The organism is Actinosynnema sp. NPDC023587 (assembly GCF_040640215.1).
GTDB lineage: Bacteria > Actinomycetota > Actinomycetes > Mycobacteriales > Pseudonocardiaceae > Actinosynnema.
In genome coordinates, this window is sequence record NZ_JBFABG010000005.1 from 70,906 (window position 1) to 92,490 (window position 21,585).

Genomic DNA, 21,585 nt, shown 5'->3' on the forward strand with positions numbered 1-21,585 from the left:
CGTTTTCCGGAACGACCGCGCCATTCACCTTTCCGGCGTATTCCCGCGCTTTCCGGTTGCCCGCATACCGACCGGTCGGTACCCTCGTTGCGTGGCGGAACCCGGACGACGGATCGACGCGGTGGTGCTGGACTGGGGCGGCGTGCTCACGGTGCCCGTGCCCACCTTCATCGAAGACTGGCTGCACCGCGAGAACGTCGACCGCGAGCGCTACGGCGCGACCATCCGCGCCTGGATGGGCCACGACGCCGCGCCCGACAACCCGGTGCACCGGCTGGAGACCGGCGCACTCCCGGTCGCCGAGTTCGAACGCCTGCTGGCCGCCGAGCTGCGCACCCCGACCGGTGCCGCCATCCCCCCGGACGACCTGCTGCGCCGCATGTTCGGCGCGGCCGAGACCGACCCGGCGATGGTCGCGCTCGTCCGCGACCTGCGCGACCGGGGCCTGCGCACGGTGCTGCTGTCGAACAGCTGGGGCGAGGGCTACCCCGAGGAACTGCTGCTGGAGCTGTTCGACACCGTGGTCGTCAGCGGACGGGTCGGGCTGCGCAAACCCGACCCGCGCATCTTCGCCCACACCCTCGACGTCCTGGACCTGCCCGCGCACCGCTGCGCGTTCGTCGACGACGCACCCGTCAACGTCGAAGCAGCGCGCGCCGCCGGCCTGCACGCCCACCGGCACACCGACGCCGAGTCCACCCGTACCGTCCTCGCCGCACTGCTGGGAGCCGCCGCATGAGCGCACCGCCCGGCCTGGACCTCGACCGCCTGGCCGCCCACCTGGGCACGCCGCCGCTGACCGCCGAGCTCATCCCCGGCGGCCGGTCCAACCTGACCTACCGGCTCACCGACGGCACCGCCCGCTGGGTGCTGCGCCGCCCGCCGCTGGGCCACGTGCAGGCCACCGCGCACGACATGGCCCGCGAGCACCGCGTCATCACCGCCCTGGCCGGCACCGCCGTGCCCGTGCCGCGCACCGGGCACCTGTGCACCGACCCCGACGTGCTCGGCGCGCCGTTCTACCTGATGCAGGAGGTGCCCGGGGTCGCCCTGCGGCACCGCGACCAGGCCCCGTGGCTCACCCCCGCCAAGGCCGCCGCGCTGTCCGGACGGCTCGTGGACGTGCTGGCCGACCTGCACGCCGTGGACCCGGACGCGGTCGGCCTGGGCGACTTCGGCCGCCCGGACGGGTTCCTGCGCCGCCAGGTCGCCCGCTGGAGCACCCAGCTCGACTCCTCCCGCAGCCGCGAGCTGCCCGGCGTCGACGAACTGCGCGACCGGCTCGCCGCCACCGTGCCCGACTCCCGGCGCGCCACGATCGTGCACGGCGACTACCGGCTGGACAACGTCCTGGTCACCGACGACCCGCCGGCGATCCGCGCGGTACTGGACTGGGAGATGGCCACCCTCGGCGACCCGCTGGCCGACCTCGGCCTGCTCTGCCTCTACTGGACCGGACCCGGCCCGGCCGACGACCCGATCACCGGCACCGCGGCCGCGCTGCCCGGCTTCGCCACCACCGACGAGCTGGTCGAGCGCTACGCCCGGCGCAGCGGCGCGGACGTCTCCGGCCTGGGCTGGTACACCGCGTTCGCCTGCTTCAAGCTCGCCGTGATCGTCGAAGGCATCCACTTCCGCCACACCACCGGCAAGACGGTCGGCGCGGGCTTCGACCGGATCGGCCGGCTCACCGCGCCGCTGCTCCGGCGGGGACTCGCCGCCACCGAGGGGGAGAACTAGGTGGACTTCGCCCACGACGCCACCACCGGGCACCTGCGCGGCACGCTGCTGCGGTTCATGGACGAGTTCGTGCACCCCGCCGAACCCGTCGCCGCCGCCCAGCTCGCCGCCGCCGCCGACCCGTGGGCCCGGCCCGCCGTCCTGGCCGACCTCAAGGCCGAAGCCCGCCGCCAGGGCCTGTGGAACCTGTTCCTGCCCGACACCGAGCACGGCGGCGGCCTGACCAACCTCCAGTACGCGCCGCTGGCCGAGATCACCGGCCACAGCCCGCACCTGGCACCCGAGGCGCTCAACTGCGCCGCGCCGGACACCGGCAACATGGAGGTGCTGGCCATGTTCGGCACCGAGCGGCAGAAGCGGCGGTGGCTGCGGCCCCTGCTCGACGGCGAGATCCGCTCCGCGTTCTGCATGACCGAACCCGACACCGCCTCCTCCGACGCCACCAACATCGCCACCCGCGTCGAACGCGACGGCGACCACTACGTGATCAACGGCCGCAAGTGGTGGTCCTCCGGCGCGATGAACCCCGACTGCGGGGTCTTCATCGTCATGGGCCAGACCGACCCCGCCGCCGAGCGCCACCGCCGCCAGTCGATGGTGCTGGTGCCCCGCGACACCCCGGGCGTGCGCGTCGAACGCGCGTTGCACGTGTTCGGCTACACCGACGCCGCGCACGGCGGCCACGCCGAGATCGTGTTCGACGACGTCCGGGTGCCCGCCGACCACCTCATCGCCGGCGAGGGCGAGGGCTTCGCGATCGCCCAGGCCCGCCTCGGGCCCGGCCGCGTCCACCACTGCATGCGGCTGGTCGGCATCGCCGAGCGCGCCCTGGAACTGCTCTGCCGCCGAGTCGCCGGACGCGTCGCGTTCGGCAAGCCGCTGGCCCGCCAGGGCGTGGTCCGGGAGTGGATCGCCGAATCCCGCGTGCGCATCGAACAGGCCCGGCTGCTGGTGCTCAAGACCGCGTGGCTGATGGACACCGTGGGCAACAAGGGCGCGCACACCGAGATCCAGGCCATCAAGATCGGCACGCCGCTGATGGCCGAGTGGGTGCTGGACAAGGCGATCCAGGCGCACGGCGCGGCCGGTGTCGGCCAGGACTACCCGCTGGCCGCCCTGTGGGCGCAGGCCCGGACGCTGCGCCTGGCCGACGGCCCCGACGAGGTGCACCGGATGTCGCTGGCCAAGCGCGAGCTCAGGAAGTACACGTAGGGGCGTGCGAGCCGAACCCCTGGACAGCAGCCGCCTCCGGCTCGAACCGCTGCGCGTCGAGCACGCCGAGGAGATGGCGGTCGTGCTGGCCGCACCGGAGCTCTACGCCTTCACCGGCGGCGAGCCGCCCGACGTGGCCGAACTGCGCCGGCGCTACGCCCGCCAGGTGCTCGGGCGGTCGCGCGAGGGCGACCAGTGGTGGCTCAACTGGGTGGTGCGCCGCCACGACACCGGCCAGGCCGCCGGGTACGTCCAAGCCACCGTCGAGAACGGGCCGCCATGGGTCGGGAACCGGCCGCCGGCCGCCGAGATCGCCTGGGTCGTCGGCGTCGGGCACCAGGGCCGGGGCTTCGCGCAGGAGGCGGCGGGCCTCGTCGTCGGATGGCTGCGCGCCGCCGGGATCACCCGGTTCACCGCCCACGCGCACCCCGACCACGCCGCGTCCAACGCGGTCGCGCGGTGGATCGGCCTGGTCGCCACCGATGTCGTCGAGGACGGCGAACTGCTGTGGGAAACCCTGCCGACACCGTGACAGGCCCGGCCGGTGTCGACCGTCCGGTGTCGACCGTCCGGGGTGAACGGCTGAGGATCGCGGGCCTCCCCCACCCCAGCGCTCCTCAGGAACACCCCCGACCCCTCAGCGGTCTCTCAGCGTCTCAGTCCATTCACAGCTTGTGACCGGGATGCTCGGTGTCGATCACCCCCGACCCGAGGAGAAACCCGTGGAACTCCCACCCACCCGCCGCCACGTACACACCGCCGCGACCGCCCTGCTATCCGCCCCTGCCTCCGCGACCGCCCTGCCGCCCGGCGCGGTCGACCGCAACCCGCTGTGGGACCGGCAGTGGGCGGGCCCGCGCGGGTGGCGGCGCGCACTGGGGGTGCGCGTCGCCGGTCACGCCTGGCCGACCGACCTGCCAACCGTGCTGCCCCCGGTCACCAGCGGCCCCGGCCTGCTCGACGAACCGCCCCCCACGCCACCGCGTGGTCCGGTTCGTCCGGTGACCGCGATGGACGTCATCCGCCCCCGGCCGACCGCCGAGGTCGGACACCGGAGAGCTCGTCGTGGCCCACCAGGGCGTGCACACCGCCCAACGCCTCCCTGGACGCCGCGCTCGTCTGGTCCACGACGACGGCGCACCCGACCCACCGGCCACCCGCGTCCTCCACCAACCCCCGCACTCCCCGCGCCTGGCTGCCGGTCTCGACCCAGTCGTCCACGAACAGCACCCGGTCGGCCGGCCCCAGCGACGCCCGCTGGATTCTCAAGACGTGCCGGAACCCCCGGTAGTCCGGTTCCGTCTCCCGGACCAGCTTCTCGCCGGGGAACAACCCGGCGGCCTTGCGCACCGCGACAAAACCCACCCCGAGTTCCCACGCCGCCGCCCCGCCGAGGAGGAAACCCCGCGACTCGACCCCGCACACCGCCGTGACCCCCGCCTCGCGGAAGGGCTCCACCAGCGCCCGGACGACCGCCTTGAAGGCATCGGCGTCCCGGAACACCGGCCACATGTCCGAGTGGCCGTCGACCCATCGGAACCGCTCCAGCAGGAGGTCGCGCGCCACGATCGTCACGACAGTCGATCCTCCACCCGCCCGACGGCACGGCGCGACCGGTTTTCCGCCTCCCGGACGCCGATCGCGACGCCTGGGTCTGCGTGGCAGTCGAGTGCGACGCCACCCACCTCGCGGCAGCCGCAGCGGTGGTGCCTACGGTGGAGCTCGTCGGTCCGCGGCGGGTCGAGTTCGACGCCGCGTCCATGACCCCGGCGACGCGGGCGTGCGAGATCGTCACCGCGATCGCCGAGGCAGCGGTGGAGGGGGATGCATGGCCGAGGACGTCGTCGACCTGTGCGCGGCGCTGCTGCGGTTCGACACCACCAACTACGGCGGCGGCGAGTCCGCCGGCGAACGCGAGGCCGCCGAGTTCGTCGCCACCCACCTGAACGACCTGGGCGTGCCCGCGTGCGTCCTGGAACCCGCGCCGCGCCGCTCCAACGTGCTCGCCCGGGTCCCCGGCACCGAACCGGAACTGCCCGCGCTGCTGGTCCAGGCCCACCTCGACGTGGTGCCCGCCGATCCCGCCGAGTGGAGCGTGCCGCCGTTCGCGGGCGTGGAACGCGACGGCTACCTGTGGGGGCGCGGCGCGGTCGACATGAAGGACATGGTCGCGATGGTGCTCTCCGTGGTCGGCGACTGGTCCCGCCAGGGCCGGCGGCCCCGCCGCGACGTCGTGCTGGCCTTCGTCGCCGACGAGGAGGACCAGGGGGAGTACGGCGCGACCTGGCTCGTGGAGCACCAGCGCGATTACTTCGCCGGCGTCACGGCCGCGATCAGCGAATCCGGCGGTTTCTCCCACCGGGTCGGCGACCACCGCCTCTACCCCATCGGCACCGCCGAGCGCGGCAGCTCCCACCTGCGGCTCACCGCACGCGGCCGGGCCGGTCACGGTTCGCGCCGCAACACCGACAACGCCGTGGTGCACCTGATCGAGGCCCTCGCCCGGATCACCGCCCTGCACCACCCGGTGCGGCTGACCCCGACCGTGCGGGCGTTCCTGGAACGCACCGGGCACGCGCTGGGCGTCGAGGTCGACCTGTCCGACGTGGACGGCACGCTGGCCCGGTTCGGCACGGCGGCGGCGCTGGCCGAGTCGACCGTCCGCAACAGCACCACCCCCACCCTGCTCACCGCCGGGTACAAGGTCAACGTCATCCCCGGCACCGCGACCGCCGAGATCGACGTGCGGACCCTGCCGGGCACCGTGGACGAGCTGATGGCCTCCCTCGACGCCGTGCTCGGCCCGCACGTCACCCGCGAGCTCATCGAGGACCTGCCGCCGGTGCAGGCCCCGATCGACTCGCCGTGGTTCGAGGCCATGGCCGACGCGCTGCGCGCCGAGGACCCGGAGGCGGTCGTCGTGCCGTACTGCATGGGCGGGGGCACCGACGCCAAGGCGTTCAGCCGGCTGGGCATCGACTGCTACGGCTTCGCCCCGCTCTCGCTGCCCGAGGGCTACGACTACCGCGCCATGGCGCACGGCGTGGACGAGCGCGTCCCCGTCGACGGTCTGCGGTTCGGCACCCGCGTGCTGGACCGGTTCCTGTCGTCCTGACCGCGCGCCCGCCGCCGGCCGCGACCCCCGGCTACAGGTACGGGTCGGTGATCTCCCGCAGCCGGGCCAGCGCGTCGCGCAGCCCCGCCATCCGGCGCTGCCCCAGGTGGGCGGTCCACTCGGCCTCGACGTCGGCGATCACCGCGGCGGTGATCGGCATGGCGGTCAGCCCGCGCCGGGCGACGCGCACCAGGCGGGCGCGCGCGTCGGTCGGGTCCGGGGTGCGCTCCACGTACCCGCCGCGCGCCAACTGGTCGACCAGGAACCCCGCGGTCTGCTTGGTGACCTGCGCCGCCTCGGCCAGCTCGGTCAGCCGCGACCCGTTGGGGCCGATCCGCTGGAAGATCCGCGCCTGGGCGGTGGTGATGTCGTCGAACCCGGCCTCGGCCAGCGCCGCGAACACCCGGTTCTCCAGTTCCCGGTACGGGATGTAGAGCAGCAGGCCGATGTTGAGGTCCGCCAACGTCACTCCTTCGCGATGGTCAGAGAAGCTGATAAAAGTAGTCAGCGTATCGGCCCATCCCGACGTGGCCGGCGAGGCACCGACAGCCCCTGCGACACGCACCGGACCAACGGCCCGCCCGCCATCGCGCGCCCCGGGGGCCGGCCCCGCTCGAACGCCCTCTGCCGCCGGCCTGCCACCTCCGGCCGTCCTCGGCCTCCGGCCGGGTGCTCACGGGCGGCGGGCGAGGCGTACCAGCTTGAGCGCCAGGTGCAGCTCCAACCTCGCCGTCCCGTCCGACAACGCCCGCCCGGTCACCGCCTCGATCCGGCCAAGCCGGTAGTACAGGCTCGTGCGGTGCAGGTGCAGCGCCTCGGCCGTGGCCCGCGCGTCGCACCCGGAATCCAGGTAGCCCTCCAACGTCGCCAGCAGCACCTCCGACAACCCCGTGAGCACCCCGTCCGGCGACGCGCCCAACAGCAACCGGTACGCACCCAGGTCCGCCCAGCGCGCCACCCGGGGCAGCGCCGGATCCAGCCGGGCCAGCTCGGCCGCCGCCAACGCCTGCTGGTAGGCGTCCCCGGCGCGGTCGGGCGGGTGCGGGTCGCTCACCCCGGCGGGGCCGGGCAGGTCCGGCACCGGGTCGGCGGCCGGCACCGTGCGCACCGACCGGGGCTCCAGCGCCACCACCACCCTGATCGGCGCGCGCTCACCCACCCTGATCCCGGCCGCCAGCGCGGGCAGGTGCCCCACCACCTCCGCCGGGTCCACCTCGCCCAGCACCCACAGGTAGCCCACCAGCACGCCGTTGTGCCGCAACGGGAACCCGACCCGCGCCTGGAAACCCAGCTCCTCGTTCGCGGGCACCCGCACCGGACCGGCCGACGAGGCCGCGCCGTGCCGCTCCTGCCACGCCGCGACCTCCGGCGACACCCGACGGGTCAGGATCGCGCGCACCCGCGCCGCGTCGACCTCGTCGGTCTGCGCGCTGTGCGCCACCAGCCGGCCGGACACGTCGTCCACCGAGACACCGCGCCCCAGCACCCGGGACAACTCGTCCAGCAACTCCTGCATTTCGACAATTGTAGGAAACACTCGCGACCTCGCGCGGTCGCCGGCCACCGCGCCCGGCCCCTAGCGTCGATCACGTGACCAACAGCAGGATCGCCCCGTGGGCCTCGCCTCGCGCGCAACGCCGCCTGGCCGAGGTCGAAGCCGCCGTGTCCGCCGACCTGAGCGCCGCCGGGGTGACCGACACCGTCCGCGAGGCGCTGCGAGCGCACGGCACGCAGGTCGACGACGACGGCATCGTGCTCTACGCGGGCACCAACGTGCTCAGCCCGGCCGCCGCCGCCGCGAACCTGGCCACCGTGTCCAGCCGGCCCAGCATGGGCTGGCCGGGCGAGAAGTACCAGGTCGGCCTGGACCACCTGGACACCCTCGAAGTCCTGGCCCCGCTGCTGGTCGCCGACCTGATGGAAGGAGCGCACGCCGAGGTCCGGCTGCAAAGCGCCACCCTGGCCAACCTCGCCGTGTACACCGCGTGCGCCCGGCCCGGCGACAAGATCGCCGTGCTGCCCGAAGCCGCCGGCGGTCACGCCAGCCACCACCCGCAGGGCGTCCCGGCGGTGCGCGGCCTGACCGTCGTGGACCTGCCCTACGACCCGCACCGGCTCGACCTCGACTACGCCGCCCTGCCCGGCTTCCTGCGCGTGCACCGGCCCCGGATCGTGGTCATCGGCGCGAGCATGATGCTGTTCCCGCACGACGTCGCCGCCGTGCGCGCGGCGTGCGACGAGGTCGGCGCGACCCTGCTCTACGACGCCTCCCACATGGCCGGCCTGGTCGCGGGCAAGGTCTTCCAGCGCCCGCTGCACGAGGGCGCGCACGTGCTCACCTTCTCCACCTACAAGTCCTTCGGCGGGCCGTCCGGTGGCTGCGTGGTCACCCGCGACCCCGACCTGGCCGAGCGGATCTCCACCGTCGCCTACCCCGGGATGGTCGCCAACTACGACGCCGGCCGGCTGGGCGCGCTCGCCGTCACCGCCGCCGAACTGGCCGAACGCGGCGGCGCGTACGCCTCGGCGTGCCTGGCCAACGCCCAGGTGCTGGCCCGCTCCCTGCACGGCAACGGGTTCACCGTCGCCCGGCGCGACGGCGAGTTCACCCGCTCCCACCACGTCGCGGTCGACGCCGCGGACCTCGGCGGCGGCGAGCGGGCCGGGCTGCGGCTCGGCGAGGCGGGCGTCTACCTCAGCGGCATCGGCCTGCCCTGGCAGCGCCCCGACGAGGGGCTGCGCGGCCTGCGCATCGGCACCCAGGAGATCACCCGACGCGGCTTCACCCCCGCCGACCAGCCCGCGATCGCCTCCCTGGTGCGCCGCGCCCTGCTCGACCACGAGGCACCCGAACGCGTCCGCGCCGACGCCATCGCCCTGCGCCGCGAGGTCAACGCCAGGCAGGTCGCCCACCGGACGCCGTGACCGCCCCGCCGGTCCCCGCCGCCGTACCGGGATGCGGCACCGCGTGCACCGGGACCGGCGCGGACGGGGTAGGAAAAGCGGGACTCGGCCGGAATCCGACCACGGCCGCGACAGCACGGTGCCGCGCAGGTCCGGGAACGACCGCAGCGGCCACCGTCCCGCGCGAGGGAGGCACCAGACTTGCACGCCCACAACGTCCGCACGTGGCCCGGGGCCGCGCGGTGATCACGCTGCGCGGCCTCAACCGCGCCCTGCTGCACCGGCAACTCCTGCTGGAGCGCGCCCCGCTGCCCGTGCCCGACGCGATCGAGCACCTCGTCGGGATGCAGGCCCAGGAACCGCTCTCGCCGTACTACGGCCTGTGGTCCCGCCTGCGCGATTTCACCCCCGACGCCCTCGGCGACCTGCTGACCGGCGGCGGGGTCGCGCGCGCGCCGCTGCACCGGGCCACCATCCACCTGGTCACCGCGGCCGACCACGCCCGCGTCGAACCGGTGCTGCGGGCCATGGTGCGCCGCCGGTTCGCCTCCTCGCCGTTCCGCGCGGTGCTCGCCGGACTGGACCAGGACGACCTCGTGCGCGCGGGTGCGGAACTGCTCGCCGAGCGGCCCCGCACCCGTCCCGAGCTGGGCCGGGCGCTCGCCGAGCGGTGGCCCGGACTGGACCCGGACTCGCTCGGCTTCGCGGTCACCTACCTGCTGCCCGTGGTGCAACTGCCGCCGCGCGGCGTGTGGGGGCGGTCGGGCCGGGCGGTGTGGGCGGATGCCGCGCGATGGCTGGGCGCGGTCGGCGAGGACGGGGACCCGGCCGGGTTCGTCCGCCGCTACCTGGCCGCGTTCGGCCCGGCGACGGTGAAGGACGTGCAGCTGTGGTCGGGCCTGACCCGGCTCAAGGACGTGCTGCGCGGCCTGGACCTGCGGGTGCTGACCGACGAGTCGGGCCGCGAGCTCTACGACGTGCCGGACGGCCCGCTGCCCGACCCGGACACCCCGGCCCCGGTGCGGTTCCTGCCCGAGTTCGACAACCTGCTGCTCGGCCACGACGACCGGACCCGGGTCATCTCCGTCGAGGACTACCGGCGCGGGATCGTGATCGGCGGCAAGCCGACCCTGCTGGTGGACGGGTTCGTGCACGGCATCTGGAAGCTCTCGCAGGGCCTGGACGTGCAGGTCTTCCGCCCGCTCACCGCCGCCCAGCACGCCGACGTGCTCGCCGAGGGAACCCGGCTGCTGGCGTTCGCCGGGGTCGAGGGGGAGGTCCGGATCACCGCCTGACCCCGTTTTGGACGATCGTCCAGTACGATCGTCCAAAACAGGTGGAGGTAGGAGATGACCGTTCGGGAACGGCTGCTCGCGGCAGCCGCGGAACTCATCGTGGAGAAGGGCTGGGGCGCGGTCAGCACCAGGATGCTCGCCGAACGGGCGGGAGTCGGGTCCGGCGTGGTGCACTACCACTTCGACTCGACCCCGGCCGTCCTGGTGGAGGCGGCGACCGGCGCGCTGCGCGCCTCGCTCGCCGGACTGCCCGACCTGCTCGCGACCGCGCACCGCCCCGACGACGCGCTCGACGTGATCCTCACGGCGTTGGACGAGGCCGGCGGGCAGGAGCTGTTCACCGAGACCTTCCTCGCCGCGACCCGGAACGAGGACCTGCGCCGCGCGGTCGGCGACGTGCTCGCCGAGTTCCGGCGCACCATCGCCACCTGGCTCGCCGAGCACGACGTGCCCACCCCGGAGGCCACCGCCGCCGTGCTCGCCGCCGCCCTCGACGGCGTCATGCTGCACCGCGCGCTCGACCCCGCCCTGTCCCGCGCGCTCGTCGCGCCCGTGCTGGGCCGGGTGCTGCGATGAAGGTCCTGATCAGCGGCGCGGGCATCGCCGGCCTGACCCTCGCCGGCCGACTGGGCGCACTCGGCCACACCGTGCAGGTCGTGGAGAGGTCCGCCGGCCCGCGCCCCGAGGGCTACATGATCGACTTCTTCGGTCCGGGCTACGACACCGCCGAGCGGATGGGCCTGCTGCCCCGCTTCCACGAACTCGGCTACCACTTCGACGAGGCCGGCTACTACGACGAACACGGCCGGCGGCGCGCCGGGCTGAGCTTCGAGCGGTTCGCCCGGAGCCTGGACGGCCGGATGACCAGCATCATGCGACCCGACGTCGAACACCTCCTGCGCACCGCCCTGCCGCCCGGCGTGCGGGTCCGCTTCGGCGCGGCCGTCACCGACGTCGACAACCGCCCGGACGGGGTGTCGGTGCGGCTGTCCGACGGCACCGCGCTGGACGCCGACCTGCTGGTCGGCGCGGACGGCATCCACTCGACCGTGCGCGGCCTGGTGTTCGGCCCGGAGGCCGCGTACTTCCGGTACCTCGGCTTCCACACCGCCGCGTTCGTGTTCGAGGACCCGCAGATCCACCGCCTCGTCGACGGCCGGTTCTGCCTCACCGACACCGTCGGCCGGCAGGTCGGCTGCTACGGCCTGCGCGACGGGCGGGTCGCGGCGTTCACCGTGCACCGCACCCCGGACCCGACCCGTCCGGCCGACCCGCGAGCCGCCGTGCGCGCCGCGTACGCCACGCTGGGTTGGATCGTGCCGAGGGTGCTGGAGCACTGCCCGCCGGAGATCTACTACGACCAGGTCGCCCAGATCGAGCTGCCCCGGTGGAGCAGCGGGCGGGTGGTGCTGGTCGGGGACGCGTGCGGCGCGGTGTCGCTGCTCGCCGGCCAGGGCGCGTCGCTGGGGATGGGCGGCGCGTTCGTGCTGGCGGAGAACCTGACCGACCCGGCCGCCTACGAGCGGCGGTGGCGTCCCGTCGTGCGGGAGAAGCAGCGGGTCGCCCGGAACGGCGCGCGGTGGTTCCTGCCCGCCACGGAGCTGAGGTTGCGGGCACGACGGGTCGCCATGCGGTTGGCGAAGCTGCCCTGGGTGGACCGGCGGATCGCGGTGAGCCTGATCGGCAAGCCCACCGCGCTCGTCGACGACCAGCGCGTGTGTCAGATGTGACTGTTCGCTTGAGCAAATAGCTCCGTGTCGTTTCGGCGGGTTCGGGCTTAGGTTCGGGCGGTGGCGAACGAACTGACCATTCCGCTCCTGCCCTGCCCCTCCATCGACGAAATCGCGTCCTTCTACGAGATGCTCGGCTTCGAGACCACCTATCGGCAGACGCGGCCGAACCCGCACATCGCGGTGCGACGGGAAGACATCAACCTGCACTTCTTCGGGATGGACGACTACGACCCGGCGCAGTCGTACAGCACGTGCCTGGTCATCGTGGCGGACACCGGGCCGTTGTTCGAGGCCTTCGCGGCGGGGATGCGGTCCGTGCACGGAAAACTGCTCCTCTCCGGCATCCCGCGCATGACCAGGCCGAGGCTGCGCAACGACCGGTACACCGGGTTCACCGTCGTCGACCCGGGCGGCAACTGGATCCGGATCCACCAGGCCGCCCAGGAACCCGAGGCGCGCACCAAACTCGCGAAAGCCATGGAGAACGCGGCACGACTGGCGGACGCGAAGGGCGACGAACAGCAGGCGTTGAAGATCCTCGAAGGCGCGCTCCAACGGACCGACGGCTCCGAACCGGAACTACAGGACGCCCAGACCTTCCACGACGAGTTGGTCGAGAGGATCACCGGGACCGGCCTTCGCTAGCCGCGCGGTCCCTCCAGGGCGCGGTCGAGCTGCGCCTCGGCCCGTTCGGCGCGGGCCAACGTCTGGAGCCGCGCCTGTTCCAGCGCCGCGACCCGCTCCCGGGTGACGCGCTCGGCCTCGTTCAACCGGTGCTGGTGCTCGCGTCGCGCGGCGTCGAGCTCGGCGCGCGCCCGGTCCAGTTCGGCGCGCGCATCGGCGGCGGCCTGACCGGCCTGGTCGGCGGCGGCTCGGGCGGTCGCCGCCGCCTCGGCGTCCCGCCGGGCGATCTCGCCGATCCGCTCGACCTGCGCGGCGGCCTCCTCGCGGGCCCGGACCACGTGGGCTTCGGCCTCCTCGCGGGCCCGTGCGACCTGGGTGCCCGCTTCGGCTCGGGCCCGCTCGACCTGCGCGGTGGCGTCCGCCGTCACCCGGTCCACCTTCACCTCGGCGTCGGCGCGCGCCCGGTCGACGTCGACGCGGGCGGCGGCCTGGGCGTGCTCGACCTCCTTGGCCGCCTGGCGGCGGGCGCGCTCGGCGTGGGCCACGGCGTCGGCGTGGGCCTGCTCGACCTGGGCCGCGCACTCGCGGCGGACCTCGTCGACGAGGGTCGCGGTCTCGGTCCGCAGGGCCGCGATCTCGCTCTCGGCCCGTTCGACGGCCGCCGTCGCCTCGGCCCGTGCCTCATCACGCAGGCCGTAGGCCGTGGCGGCGTCCTGCTCGGCCTGCTCGGCGGCCCGGATCGCGTCCTCGGTCGTGGCCTCGGCCGCCACCCGCGCCTGTTCGGCGTCCCGCCGCCGCCGTTCGGCCTTCGCCACTGCGGCGTCCGCTTCGGCGACCCGGCGCGCCGCCTCGGCCTCGGCCGCCTGCACCTGGCTCTCGGCGACGCTCGGATCGGCGATGGCCGCCAACTCGCCGACGGCCCCGGTCAACGTCGTCGACATCTGCTCGGCCAGCACCCGGAACCGCTCCAGCAACTCTTCAGCCCTGATCTTGCCCGCGGTGATCCCCTGCGGGCCTTTCGTCACGGTGACGACCTCCGAGTCGCCGTCCACCTGCTGCGCCAACCGCTGGCGCTCCCGCCACGCCCGCCACCGGGTGTGTTCCGGCAGGTCGCAGTACTCGGCAGGTCGACCCGGACCGCCGCCCCGCAGCACGGGACGCGTACAGCCGGGGTAGTTGCAGGTCGAGCTGGTGGTCTCGGACGTCGTCACCCCGATATCGTAGCAGATTAACGTCATATCAAACGTTATAGGGCACAACGCAACGTTATGAACCCGCAAGGATGTGACTTCCGATAAGTGAACCTTATCGGAAGTCAGGATTTGGGAGGCATAGCGACGAGTTCGTCTGGGGGATTCAGGCGGTCGGGCGCTTGGCACGGGCGGTGAGGCGTTCCCAGTTGCGGTGGCCGATGTCGGCCTTCTGCTCGTCGGTGAAGGGCGAGTTCTCCAGGAAGGAGCGAGCTTCGCCGTTGCTGGTGTCGACGTAGGGGAAACCGCCGGGGCGGAAGCCGTAGGTGAAGGGGTAGTCGGTGGAGTACAGCATTCGGTCGGTGCCCATCACCTCGGCGGTCCAGCGCAGGTAGCGGGGGCTGTTGGTGCCGCTGCCGGCGACCCAGAAGTTCTGGGTGAAGTAGTCGGCCAAGGGCCGGCGCAGGCGGCCTGCTTCGCCGAAGAAGCCGGTGTGGTCGAGGTAGAACAGCGCGACCTCGCCCCAGTGCCCGGCGATCACCTGTAGGTCGGGGAACCGGTCGAAGACCCCCGAGAAGATCATGCGCAGGTACTGGACACCGAGGTCGTAGTACCAGCCGAGCCCGGCACCGGCCAGAACGGGGCCCATGGGCTCGGGGAGGTCGGAGTAGTAGGCGTCGATGACGGGCTGGACCGGTGTCTGCGGGTGGAAGTGCAGCGGCACGGCCAGCCGCTCGGCCATGGCGTACAGCTCGTCGTTGTCCGGGTGGTCGGCCAGTTTGTCCCCGGTACGCCCGTACAGCATGGCACCGGGGAAGTTCAGCTCGCACACGGCGCGCTCCAGTTCGGCCGCGGCCGCCGCCGGTGCCTGGGTGGGAATCGCGGCGAACGCCTGGAAGCGGTCGGGCCGGGAGGCGACGATCTCGGCAAGCTGGTCGTTGGCCTCGCGGGCCACCGCGACCGCGTCGGCCTCGGACAAGTCCTGCACACCCGGGGACGACAGGGAGAGCACGGCGATGTCGATGCCCTGGTCGTCCATGTGGGCCAGCCGCCGCTCGCCGACCTCGTGCAGGTTCTTGGCGATGGGGTTGTCGCCGAAGCCGCGCGCGGGGATCTGCGGCGATCCGGCCCGCTGGTACGCCTCGTAGACGGCCGGTACCACGACGGTCTCTTCCACCCCGATGATCCGTAGACGGTCGGACATGGCGACTCTCCTCGTACTGCTGTTTCCAGTGGAACTACTCGAACGATACCACTGAAACTTTCGCTGGAAACACAACAGTGATACCAGCGATAGCACCCAGGTTTCGGCGACGATATCGTTGCGTCCATGCCTGTCGAGCCGACCCGACCGATCCCCACCCGGCGCGCTGCGGAGCCCGCCACCGCCGCACGAGAACAGACGCGCCGCCGGATCATCGAGGCCGCGACCCGCCTGCTGGAGCAGAGGGGCCGCGACTCGGTCACCACCCGGGCGGTCGCTGACGCCGCCGGACTGCAACCACCCGCCCTCTACCGGCTGTTCGGCGACAAGGAGGGGCTGCTGGACGCGGTGGCCGAGCACGGTTTCACCCGGTTTCTGGCAGCCAAGCAGCAGATCGGACCCCCGCCTGCCGACCCGGTCGAGGAACTGCGCGTCGGCTGGAACACCGTGGTCGAGTTCGGACTGGCCAACCCCGCGCTGTGGACGCTCATGTACGGCGACCCCGCCCGGTCCACGACCGGTTTCCGGATCGGCCTCGAACACCTCATGGACAAAATCCGCCGCATCGCCGCAGCGGGACTCCTGCGCACGGAAGAGGGACTCGCGGCCCAGATCGTCCACGCCACCGCCGGCGGTGCCATCCTGACCTGGCAGTCGGTCTCCGAGCCCGAGCGGGACACCGCACTCCTCGTCGCCCTGCGCGAATCGATGCTCACCACCATCACCACCCGGGAACCGGCTGTGGAGGAACCGGGTCCGGGCGGCGCTGCCCGTGCCCTGCGCGCAGCACTGCCCGGCCAGAACGTCCTCAGCCAGGCCGAACAGCGACTTCTGACGGAATGGCTCCAGCGACTGTCCGGATAGCCGCTCACCACGACCGGCCTCAAGTCCATGATCGTCGGCTTGCCGTCAACCGCCGTACCGCATGACCGTGACACCTTCCGCGCGTCCCAGGCGGCGGGCCGCTGCCTCGGACGCACCCGAAAACGCCCAACCGGGAACGTTCCGCCCACCCGACGGGATAGCGTGAGCCGTGCCCGAGGACTTGGACTACTCCCCGCTCACCGCCCCGGTCGACCCTGCCGAGGCACTGGCGTACGCGAAAGCGAACGGCGACCGCCCAACCCGCGACCTGGCTTGCTGCGCGTTCCTGTTCGCCCTGATCATGGCCGTCCTGGTCGCCTTCTTGAGCATCCCGCTCAACATGTACCTCACCGGCACCCATCCGGACGGCGGCGTGGGCGTGCGGCTGCTCGGGCTGCTGCCGGTGGCGGTCGGTCTCGGGCTGGTCGTCCTGGTCATCGTCGCGAGCCGCAGGAGCGGCCGGCAGGAACGGATCAACCACTACCGCATCATGCGGTTCGCCGCCCGCAACGGCCTGGGCTACCGGATGAAGGTCAAGGACCCGGAGCACCCCGCCGGGATCTTCAACACCGGCGACGCCCGCTGCGCCGTCGACGTCGTCAGCATCGAAGGCCCGCGTCCGATGGAGATCGGCCTGCACGGCTACCTGGCCGGCTATCGCGGCGGGGAACCGTTCCGCTGGGGCTACGCGACCGCCGCTCTCGACGCCGACCTCCCCCACCTGCTGCTCAACTCGCGGGCGAAGGGCATGGGCAACGCGCTGAAGTCCGGCGACGACCCGCTCGGCAACCCCGACCTGCACGGCCCCGGCACCGAAGCCTTCAACGTCCACGGGCCCTTCGGCAGGGCCCAGGAAATCCAGGCCCTGCTGGACCGCACCCTCTTCGCCCCCGACCTCCTGGCCCGCTACGCCGAGCGCCCGGTCCACATCGAACTCGTCGAGAACCGCCTGTACTTCTTCTCCCGCGAATCGCTTTCCACCACCGACCCGGACACCTGGCGCTGGCTCCTCGCCCTGCTCACCGACACCGCGGAGCGCCTGGAGTCCTGAGCGCGCCCCGCCGGAAACGACCAGCGCCTCAGGGTCGCTCCCCTGGCCTGAAAAGGGTTGGACGGCCTGGCATCCGGGCTTGTAACTTGCAGCGGACCGTGACGCCGCCCGAGGAGGTGAGACCCATGAACGCCGTAGCGATGTGGGTGCTCCCCCTGGCCGTCACGGTCGGGCGATCGACGTAGGTGTCGCCGGGAGCGCCTCGACCACAAGGCATCCCGAAAGGCACCACTGATGGACTCTCCGCAGTCCCCCGCCGAGCCGTCGTCGAACGAGGCGGTCGAGCGCGACTCCACCACGGACACCGCCCCCGGGCTCCCGTCACCGGTCTCCGGCGCTGATCGCGCGCCCCTCTTCGACGTGATCGTCGTCGGGTGCGGGCCGACCGGCGCGATGCTGGCCGCCGAACTGCGACTGCACGACGTGCGGGTACTCGTCCTGGAGAAGGAAACCGAGCCCGCGTCGTTCGTCCGCATCGTCGGGCTGCACATCCGCAGCATCGAGCTGATGGCCATGCGCGGCCTGCTGGACCGCATCCTCGAACGCGGCAGGAAGCGCCCGGCCGGCGGGTTCTTCGCCGCCATCGACAAGCCCGTGCCCCGAGGTCTGGATTCCGCGCACGCCTACCTGCTGGGCATCCCGCAGCCGGTCGTCGTCGGCCTCCTCGAAGACCACGCGGTCCGACTGGGCGCGCGGGTCCGGCACGGCGGTGCGGTGACCGGCGTCGAGCAGGACGACGAGGGCGTGACCGTCGAACTGGCCGGCGGCGAACTGCTGCGTTCCCGCTATCTCGTCGGCTGCGACGGCGCGCGCAGCACGGTGCGCAAGCTGCTCGGCGTCGGCTTCCCCGGCGAACCCTCGCGGAACGAGACGCTGATGGGCGAGGTGGAAGTGGGCGTGCCGCAGGAGGAGGTCGCCGCCAAGGCCGCCGAGATCCACGCGACCGACAAGTCCTTCAGCCTCCACCCCTTCGGTGACAAGGTCTACCGCGTCGTGGTCTCCGTCCCGGGCGTCGGCGATCGCGCGGAACCGCCCACCCTCGACGATTTCAGACGACGACTGCGCACCATCGCCGGCACCGATTTCGGCGTGCACTCCCCGCGCTGGCTGTCCCGCTTCGGGGATGCCACCCGGCTGGCCGAGCGTTATCGGGTCGGTCGGGTGCTGCTGGCCGGCGACGCCGCGCACATCCACCCGCCCATCGGCGGGCAGGGCCTCAACCTGGGTGTGCAGGACGCGGTCAACCTGGGTTGGAAGCTGGCCGCACACGTCCGGGGCTGGGCACCGGAGAAGCTGCTCGACACCTACGAGGCCGAACGCCACCCGGTCGCTGCGGACGTGCTGGACAACACCCGCGCCCAGACCGAACTGCTGTCCGCCGGACCGGGCCCGCAGGCCGTGCGCGGGCTGCTCACCGAACTGATGGACTTCGACGAGGTGAACCGGTACCTGATCGAGAAGATCACCGCGACCGGTATCCGCTACGACTTCGGGGAGGCTCCGGACCTGGTCGGCCGCCGCCTGCCCGACATAGCCGTGGAGCACGGCCGCCTCTACGACCTGCTGCACGGCGGCCGGGGCCTGCTGCTGGACCGCACCGGACGCCTGGCCGTCGGCGGTTGGTCGGACCGGGTCGACCACCTCGCCGATCCCACCGCGGATCTGGACGTTCCGTGCGTCCTGCTGCGCCCCGACGGCCACGTCGCCTGGGTCGGCGACGATCAGCGGGACCTCGACCACCACCTCTCCCGCTGGTTCGGGGAGCCGGCCACCTGATCCACCCGCTCAGTGCGTCTCGCCGTGGTCGGCGCGGTGGGCCTGGCGGTCAGCGGCGTCGCAGTGCCGGGGTGAGCAGTGCGGGCGGGGTGTCGTGCTTCTCGTGTGCGGCGAGGTCGGTGCCGGGGGCGACGATCTTGTCGATCGCGTCGAGCACGTCGGCGGTGAGCACGGTGTCAGCAGCGGCGAGTTGCGAGTGCAGGTGGTCCAGCGTGCGGGGGCCGATGAGCGCGCTGGTCACGGCGGGGTGGGCGGTCACGAATCCCAGCGCGAGCTGGATCATGCTCAGGCCGGCCTCGTCGGCGAGCGTGGCCAGTCGCTCGACGGCGTCGAGCTTGGCCCGGTTCGCGGGGATGGCGGTGTCGAAGCGGTCCGGCAGGAACGTGGAGCGGCTGGTGGTGATGTCCCTGCCCGCGCGGATCGCGCCCGACAGCCAGCCCGAGGCCAACGGGCTCCACACCAGCACACCGAGCCCGTACTGCTCGGTCACGGGCAGGACGTGGGTTTCGATTCCGCGTTGCAGGATCGAGTAACCGGGCTGTTCGGTGACGTAACGGCTCAGGTGGTGCTCGCGGGCGGTCCACTGGGCCTGCACGATGCGGTAGGCGGGAAACGTCGAGGAGCCGAAGTAGCGGATCTTCCCCGCGCGCTGCATGTCGGTCAACACCGACAGGGTCTCCTCGTCGCCGGTGCTCGGGTCCCACCGGTGGATCTGGTAGAGGTCGACGTGGTCGACGTCGAGGCGGCGCAGGCTGTTGTCCAGCTCGGTGACCAGCCAGCGGCGCGAACTGCCCTGGTGGCCGCGCCCGTCGCCCATCGGCAGGCCCGCCTTCGTGGCCAGCACGACGTCCTCGCGGCGGCCGGCGATGGCCTTGCCGACCATCTCTTCCGACTCGCCGCCGCTGTACGCGTCGGCGGTGTCGATCATGTTGATCCCGCCCTCCAGAGCGGCATCGACGAGGGCGGTCGCCTCGGCCTGGGTGGTGCGCCCGATCTTGCCGAAGTTCATCGCGCCGAGCGCGAGGGAGCTGACCTGCACGCCGGTGCGGCCCAAGGTGCGGTACTGCATGACCGTGTTCCTCCATTGGAGATGAGGGGTGGTGGCAACGCATGGCTTGGTCATCGCCCCCTGCTCTGCCATCATGAGGAAGCGGAACGATGTCCCGTTTGACGATATGGAACGTTGTCCCGGTTAGCAAACCCGGCAACGGAGGGACGAGCGCGGTGAACGACAGCGACCGGGGCACGGGGCAGGCGACCCGGCCCAAACGAGCGGATGCCCGACGCAACGAGGAGACCCTGCTCGACGCGGCAGCCGCGATCTTCGTCGCGTCAGGCGTGGAAGCGCCGGTGCGCGACATCGCGGCGAAGGCAGGTGTCGGAACGGCCACGATCTACCGCCACTTCCCCACCCGGGCGGATCTGATCATCGCCGTCTACCGCCACCAGGTCGACGCCTGCGCCGAGGCGGGCCCGGCCCTGCTGGCGACCAGCCCGACACCGCACGTCGCCCTCGGGCGGTGGGCCCACCTCTTCGTCGACTTCCTGGTCACCAAACACGGCCTCGCCGCCGCGCTGCACACCGACAACGCCGGCTTCGAAACGCTGCACGCCTACTTCCTGGACCGCCTCCTGCCGGTGTGCGCGCAACTCCTCGACGCTGCTGCCGCGTCCGGCGAGATCCGCCCCGACCTCGACGCCTACCAACTCATGCGCGGCGTCGGCAACCTCTGCGTGGGTGCCGACAGCGACCCCCGCTACGACGCGCGCCGACTGGTCGAACTCCTCGTCGCAGGACTACGCCAACCGCGCTGACCGTGGCACCGGGCACCTGTTCGGGGGCACCAGGTTCACCGGCGGTGTCCGCGTCGTCCGGTCAGCGGCCTGATCGCCACCAGCGCCACCACCTGCACAACCGTGCAGGGCAGCGCGAGCAGGCCGAGGTCGACGAAGTCCCCGACCGCGCCCCGCGGGTCGGCCACCAGGTCGACCGGCGAATACCACTGCCCGTCCCGCACCATCCCGGCCACCACGAGCAGCGCCGCCAAGCACGGCAACCCCACCAACAACACCCGCGCCGTCGACGACCACCGACGGGACGCACCGACGATCACCGACCCGGCCACGTACCCCACCGGCGGCACTACCGCACCGCCCAACAACAACAGCGCCAGACCCGCCAGATCCCACCGGCGCAACGGCCCGACACCCACGCCAGGGGCCCTGTCCTCGCCCGTGGCGGCGTCCAGTTCGGCCTCGACGATCTCCTCCGGAGTGCCCAACCGGTCCAGCAGATTGCGGATGTCGACCTCCGAGGACCCCGGCAGGAGGGACGTCTCGATATGCGAACCGATCTCCTCCACCAGCTCCCCCCGCCGCGACGGCGGCAACGACGCCGCATACCGCCGCAGCGTCCCCAGATACGAGGCGACGAGCGGATGCCCCACAACCGACCTGCTCATGCCTGATCGCCCCCTCCCGCGATGATCCCCTCGACCGACTCGCTCAACACCGCCCACTCCCGCCTGAACCGCTCGACGGCGGTGACGCCGTCACCGCTGAGCCGGTAGTACCGCCGGGGCGGCCCCGACCCGCCCTCACGCCACGTCGTCTCCACCAGCCCGCGACCGCGCAACCTGGACAACAACGGATAGACCGTGCCCTCGCTGGTGATCAGCCCACGCCGACCCAACTCGCGCACGAGCTCCACCGCGTACCGCTCCTCTCGGCCCAGCAACGCGAGCACACAGTGCTCGACCACCCCGCGACGCAACTCCGTCAACGAGTTCCGCTCACGCCCCTCGGCTTGCATGCGACACACAGTACCTTGCCGCGCAAGGCACCCACTCCCGTCAGGTCGAACGCTTCAGATGCATG

Annotated in this window: 22 protein-coding genes and 1 pseudogene; 15 read left to right on the plus strand and 8 right to left on the minus strand. The window is 72.6% G+C overall.

From position 1 onward, the window contains the following. Window positions 1-91: 91 nt before the first annotated feature. Genes AB0G01_RS16000 through AB0G01_RS16015 form a run of 4 tightly spaced genes read left to right on the plus strand, consistent with a single transcriptional unit; the run spans window position 92 to window position 3,484 of the window. Window positions 92-739 (plus strand): HAD family phosphatase, encoded by a 648-nt coding sequence (locus AB0G01_RS16000; protein WP_360945529.1) that lies wholly within the window; start codon window positions 92-94, stop codon window positions 737-739. After that, a complete protein-coding gene (locus AB0G01_RS16005; protein WP_360945532.1) occupies window positions 736-1,740 on the plus strand; it encodes a phosphotransferase family protein in 1,005 nt (334 codons plus the stop codon). The genes AB0G01_RS16000 and AB0G01_RS16005 overlap by 4 nt, the downstream gene beginning before the upstream one ends. Continuing rightward, window positions 1,741-2,952 carry an acyl-CoA dehydrogenase family protein gene (locus tag AB0G01_RS16010; protein WP_360945535.1) on the plus strand — a complete coding sequence of 404 codons (1,212 nt, stop codon included), beginning with the start codon at window positions 1,741-1,743 and terminating at the stop codon, window positions 2,950-2,952. Window positions 2,953-2,956: 4 nt separating this feature from the next. Then, window positions 2,957-3,484 carry a GNAT family N-acetyltransferase gene (locus tag AB0G01_RS16015; protein WP_360945538.1) on the plus strand — a complete coding sequence of 176 codons (528 nt, stop codon included), beginning with the start codon at window positions 2,957-2,959 and terminating at the stop codon, window positions 3,482-3,484. 485 nt (window positions 3,485-3,969) lie between these two features. On the opposite strand, the gene AB0G01_RS16020 is transcribed toward AB0G01_RS16015, so the two are convergent. Continuing rightward, window positions 3,970-4,527 carry a phosphoribosyltransferase family protein gene (locus tag AB0G01_RS16020; protein ID WP_360945541.1) on the minus strand — a complete coding sequence of 186 codons (558 nt, stop codon included), beginning with the start codon at window positions 4,525-4,527 and terminating at the stop codon, window positions 3,970-3,972. 83 nt (window positions 4,528-4,610) lie between these two features. Between AB0G01_RS16020 and AB0G01_RS16025 the strand changes: the two are divergent. Together AB0G01_RS16025 and AB0G01_RS16030 are read left to right on the plus strand one after the other, a co-directional pair. Further along, window positions 4,611-4,775, plus strand: a pseudogene (locus AB0G01_RS16025) (peptide ABC transporter substrate-binding protein); the annotation flags it as partial. Window positions 4,776-4,780: 5 nt separating this feature from the next. After that, window positions 4,781-6,067 carry a M20/M25/M40 family metallo-hydrolase gene (locus AB0G01_RS16030; protein WP_360945544.1) on the plus strand — a complete coding sequence of 429 codons (1,287 nt, stop codon included), beginning with the start codon at window positions 4,781-4,783 and terminating at the stop codon, window positions 6,065-6,067. Window positions 6,068-6,098: 31 nt separating this feature from the next. Here the strand turns inward: AB0G01_RS16030 and AB0G01_RS16035 are convergent, their stop codons facing one another. Beyond that, window positions 6,099-6,530, minus strand: coding sequence for a MarR family transcriptional regulator (locus tag AB0G01_RS16035; RefSeq protein ID WP_360945547.1), 432 nt, complete (start codon window positions 6,528-6,530; stop codon window positions 6,099-6,101). Between the two features lie 210 nt (window positions 6,531-6,740). Beyond that, window positions 6,741-7,583, minus strand: a complete 843-nt coding sequence (locus AB0G01_RS16040; protein ID WP_360945550.1) for a helix-turn-helix domain-containing protein — start codon at window positions 7,581-7,583, stop codon at window positions 6,741-6,743. A gap of 74 nt (window positions 7,584-7,657) precedes the next feature. On the opposite strand from AB0G01_RS16040, the gene AB0G01_RS16045 reads away from it, so the two are divergent. From AB0G01_RS16045 to AB0G01_RS16065, 5 genes are all read left to right on the plus strand, one after another. Continuing rightward, window positions 7,658-8,992, plus strand: a complete 1,335-nt coding sequence (locus tag AB0G01_RS16045) for a DegT/DnrJ/EryC1/StrS family aminotransferase (RefSeq protein WP_360945553.1) — start codon at window positions 7,658-7,660, stop codon at window positions 8,990-8,992. Window positions 8,993-9,195: 203 nt separating this feature from the next. Further along, the gene (locus AB0G01_RS16050) at window positions 9,196-10,266 is read left to right on the plus strand and encodes a winged helix DNA-binding domain-containing protein (protein ID WP_360945556.1); all 1,071 of its coding nucleotides are present in this window, start codon (window positions 9,196-9,198) and stop codon (window positions 10,264-10,266) included. Between the two features lie 54 nt (window positions 10,267-10,320). Beyond that, window positions 10,321-10,842, plus strand: a complete 522-nt coding sequence (locus AB0G01_RS16055; protein ID WP_360945559.1) for a TetR family transcriptional regulator — start codon at window positions 10,321-10,323, stop codon at window positions 10,840-10,842. Further along, entirely contained in the window at window positions 10,839-11,996 is a 1,158-nt protein-coding gene (locus AB0G01_RS16060) for an FAD-dependent monooxygenase (RefSeq protein ID WP_360945562.1), read from the plus strand. Before AB0G01_RS16055 ends, AB0G01_RS16060 begins: the two co-directional genes overlap by 4 nt. 60 nt (window positions 11,997-12,056) lie before the next feature. After that, on the plus strand, window positions 12,057-12,644 hold the full coding sequence (locus AB0G01_RS16065; RefSeq protein WP_360945565.1) for a hypothetical protein: 588 nt from the start codon (window positions 12,057-12,059) through the stop codon (window positions 12,642-12,644). On the opposite strand, the gene AB0G01_RS16070 is transcribed toward AB0G01_RS16065, so the two are convergent. After that, window positions 12,641-13,834: a hypothetical protein gene (locus AB0G01_RS16070; RefSeq protein WP_360945568.1), complete on the minus strand. Its 1,194-nt coding sequence runs from the start codon at window positions 13,832-13,834 to the stop codon at window positions 12,641-12,643. The two genes, AB0G01_RS16065 and AB0G01_RS16070, sit on opposite strands and share 4 nt — an antisense overlap. A gap of 145 nt (window positions 13,835-13,979) precedes the next feature. Then, window positions 13,980-15,017, minus strand: a complete 1,038-nt coding sequence (locus AB0G01_RS16075; protein ID WP_360945571.1) for an amidohydrolase family protein — start codon at window positions 15,015-15,017, stop codon at window positions 13,980-13,982. 126 nt (window positions 15,018-15,143) lie between these two features. Here AB0G01_RS16075 and AB0G01_RS16080 point away from each other — a divergent pair, with 126 nt between their 5' ends. The 3 genes from AB0G01_RS16080 (at window position 15,144) to rox (ending at window position 18,708) form a co-directional block, all read left to right on the plus strand. After that, complete coding sequence (locus AB0G01_RS16080; protein WP_360945574.1) at window positions 15,144-15,881, plus strand: TetR/AcrR family transcriptional regulator; 738 nt, start codon at window positions 15,144-15,146, stop codon at window positions 15,879-15,881. A 169-nt stretch (window positions 15,882-16,050) separates the two neighbouring features. Then, entirely contained in the window at window positions 16,051-16,932 is an 882-nt protein-coding gene (locus AB0G01_RS16085; protein WP_360945577.1) for a hypothetical protein, read from the plus strand. 234 nt (window positions 16,933-17,166) lie between these two features. Then, the gene (rox, locus tag AB0G01_RS16090) at window positions 17,167-18,708 is read left to right on the plus strand and encodes a rifampin monooxygenase (RefSeq protein ID WP_360945580.1); all 1,542 of its coding nucleotides are present in this window, start codon (window positions 17,167-17,169) and stop codon (window positions 18,706-18,708) included. A gap of 49 nt (window positions 18,709-18,757) precedes the next feature. On the opposite strand, the gene AB0G01_RS16095 is transcribed toward rox, so the two are convergent. Continuing rightward, on the minus strand, window positions 18,758-19,777 hold the full coding sequence (locus tag AB0G01_RS16095; protein WP_360945583.1) for an aldo/keto reductase: 1,020 nt from the start codon (window positions 19,775-19,777) through the stop codon (window positions 18,758-18,760). A 155-nt stretch (window positions 19,778-19,932) separates the two neighbouring features. On the opposite strand from AB0G01_RS16095, the gene AB0G01_RS16100 reads away from it, so the two are divergent. Then, window positions 19,933-20,523: a TetR/AcrR family transcriptional regulator gene (locus tag AB0G01_RS16100; RefSeq protein ID WP_360945586.1), complete on the plus strand. Its 591-nt coding sequence runs from the start codon at window positions 19,933-19,935 to the stop codon at window positions 20,521-20,523. 35 nt (window positions 20,524-20,558) lie between these two features. Here AB0G01_RS16100 and AB0G01_RS16105 read toward each other — a convergent pair whose 3' ends face one another. Further along, the gene (locus AB0G01_RS16105) at window positions 20,559-21,170 is read right to left on the minus strand and encodes a hypothetical protein (protein WP_360945589.1); all 612 of its coding nucleotides are present in this window, start codon (window positions 21,168-21,170) and stop codon (window positions 20,559-20,561) included. Beyond that, window positions 21,167-21,520 carry a PadR family transcriptional regulator gene (locus tag AB0G01_RS16110; protein ID WP_360945592.1) on the minus strand — a complete coding sequence of 118 codons (354 nt, stop codon included), beginning with the start codon at window positions 21,518-21,520 and terminating at the stop codon, window positions 21,167-21,169. Before AB0G01_RS16110 ends, AB0G01_RS16105 begins: the two co-directional genes overlap by 4 nt. Window positions 21,521-21,585: the final 65 nt, after the last annotated feature.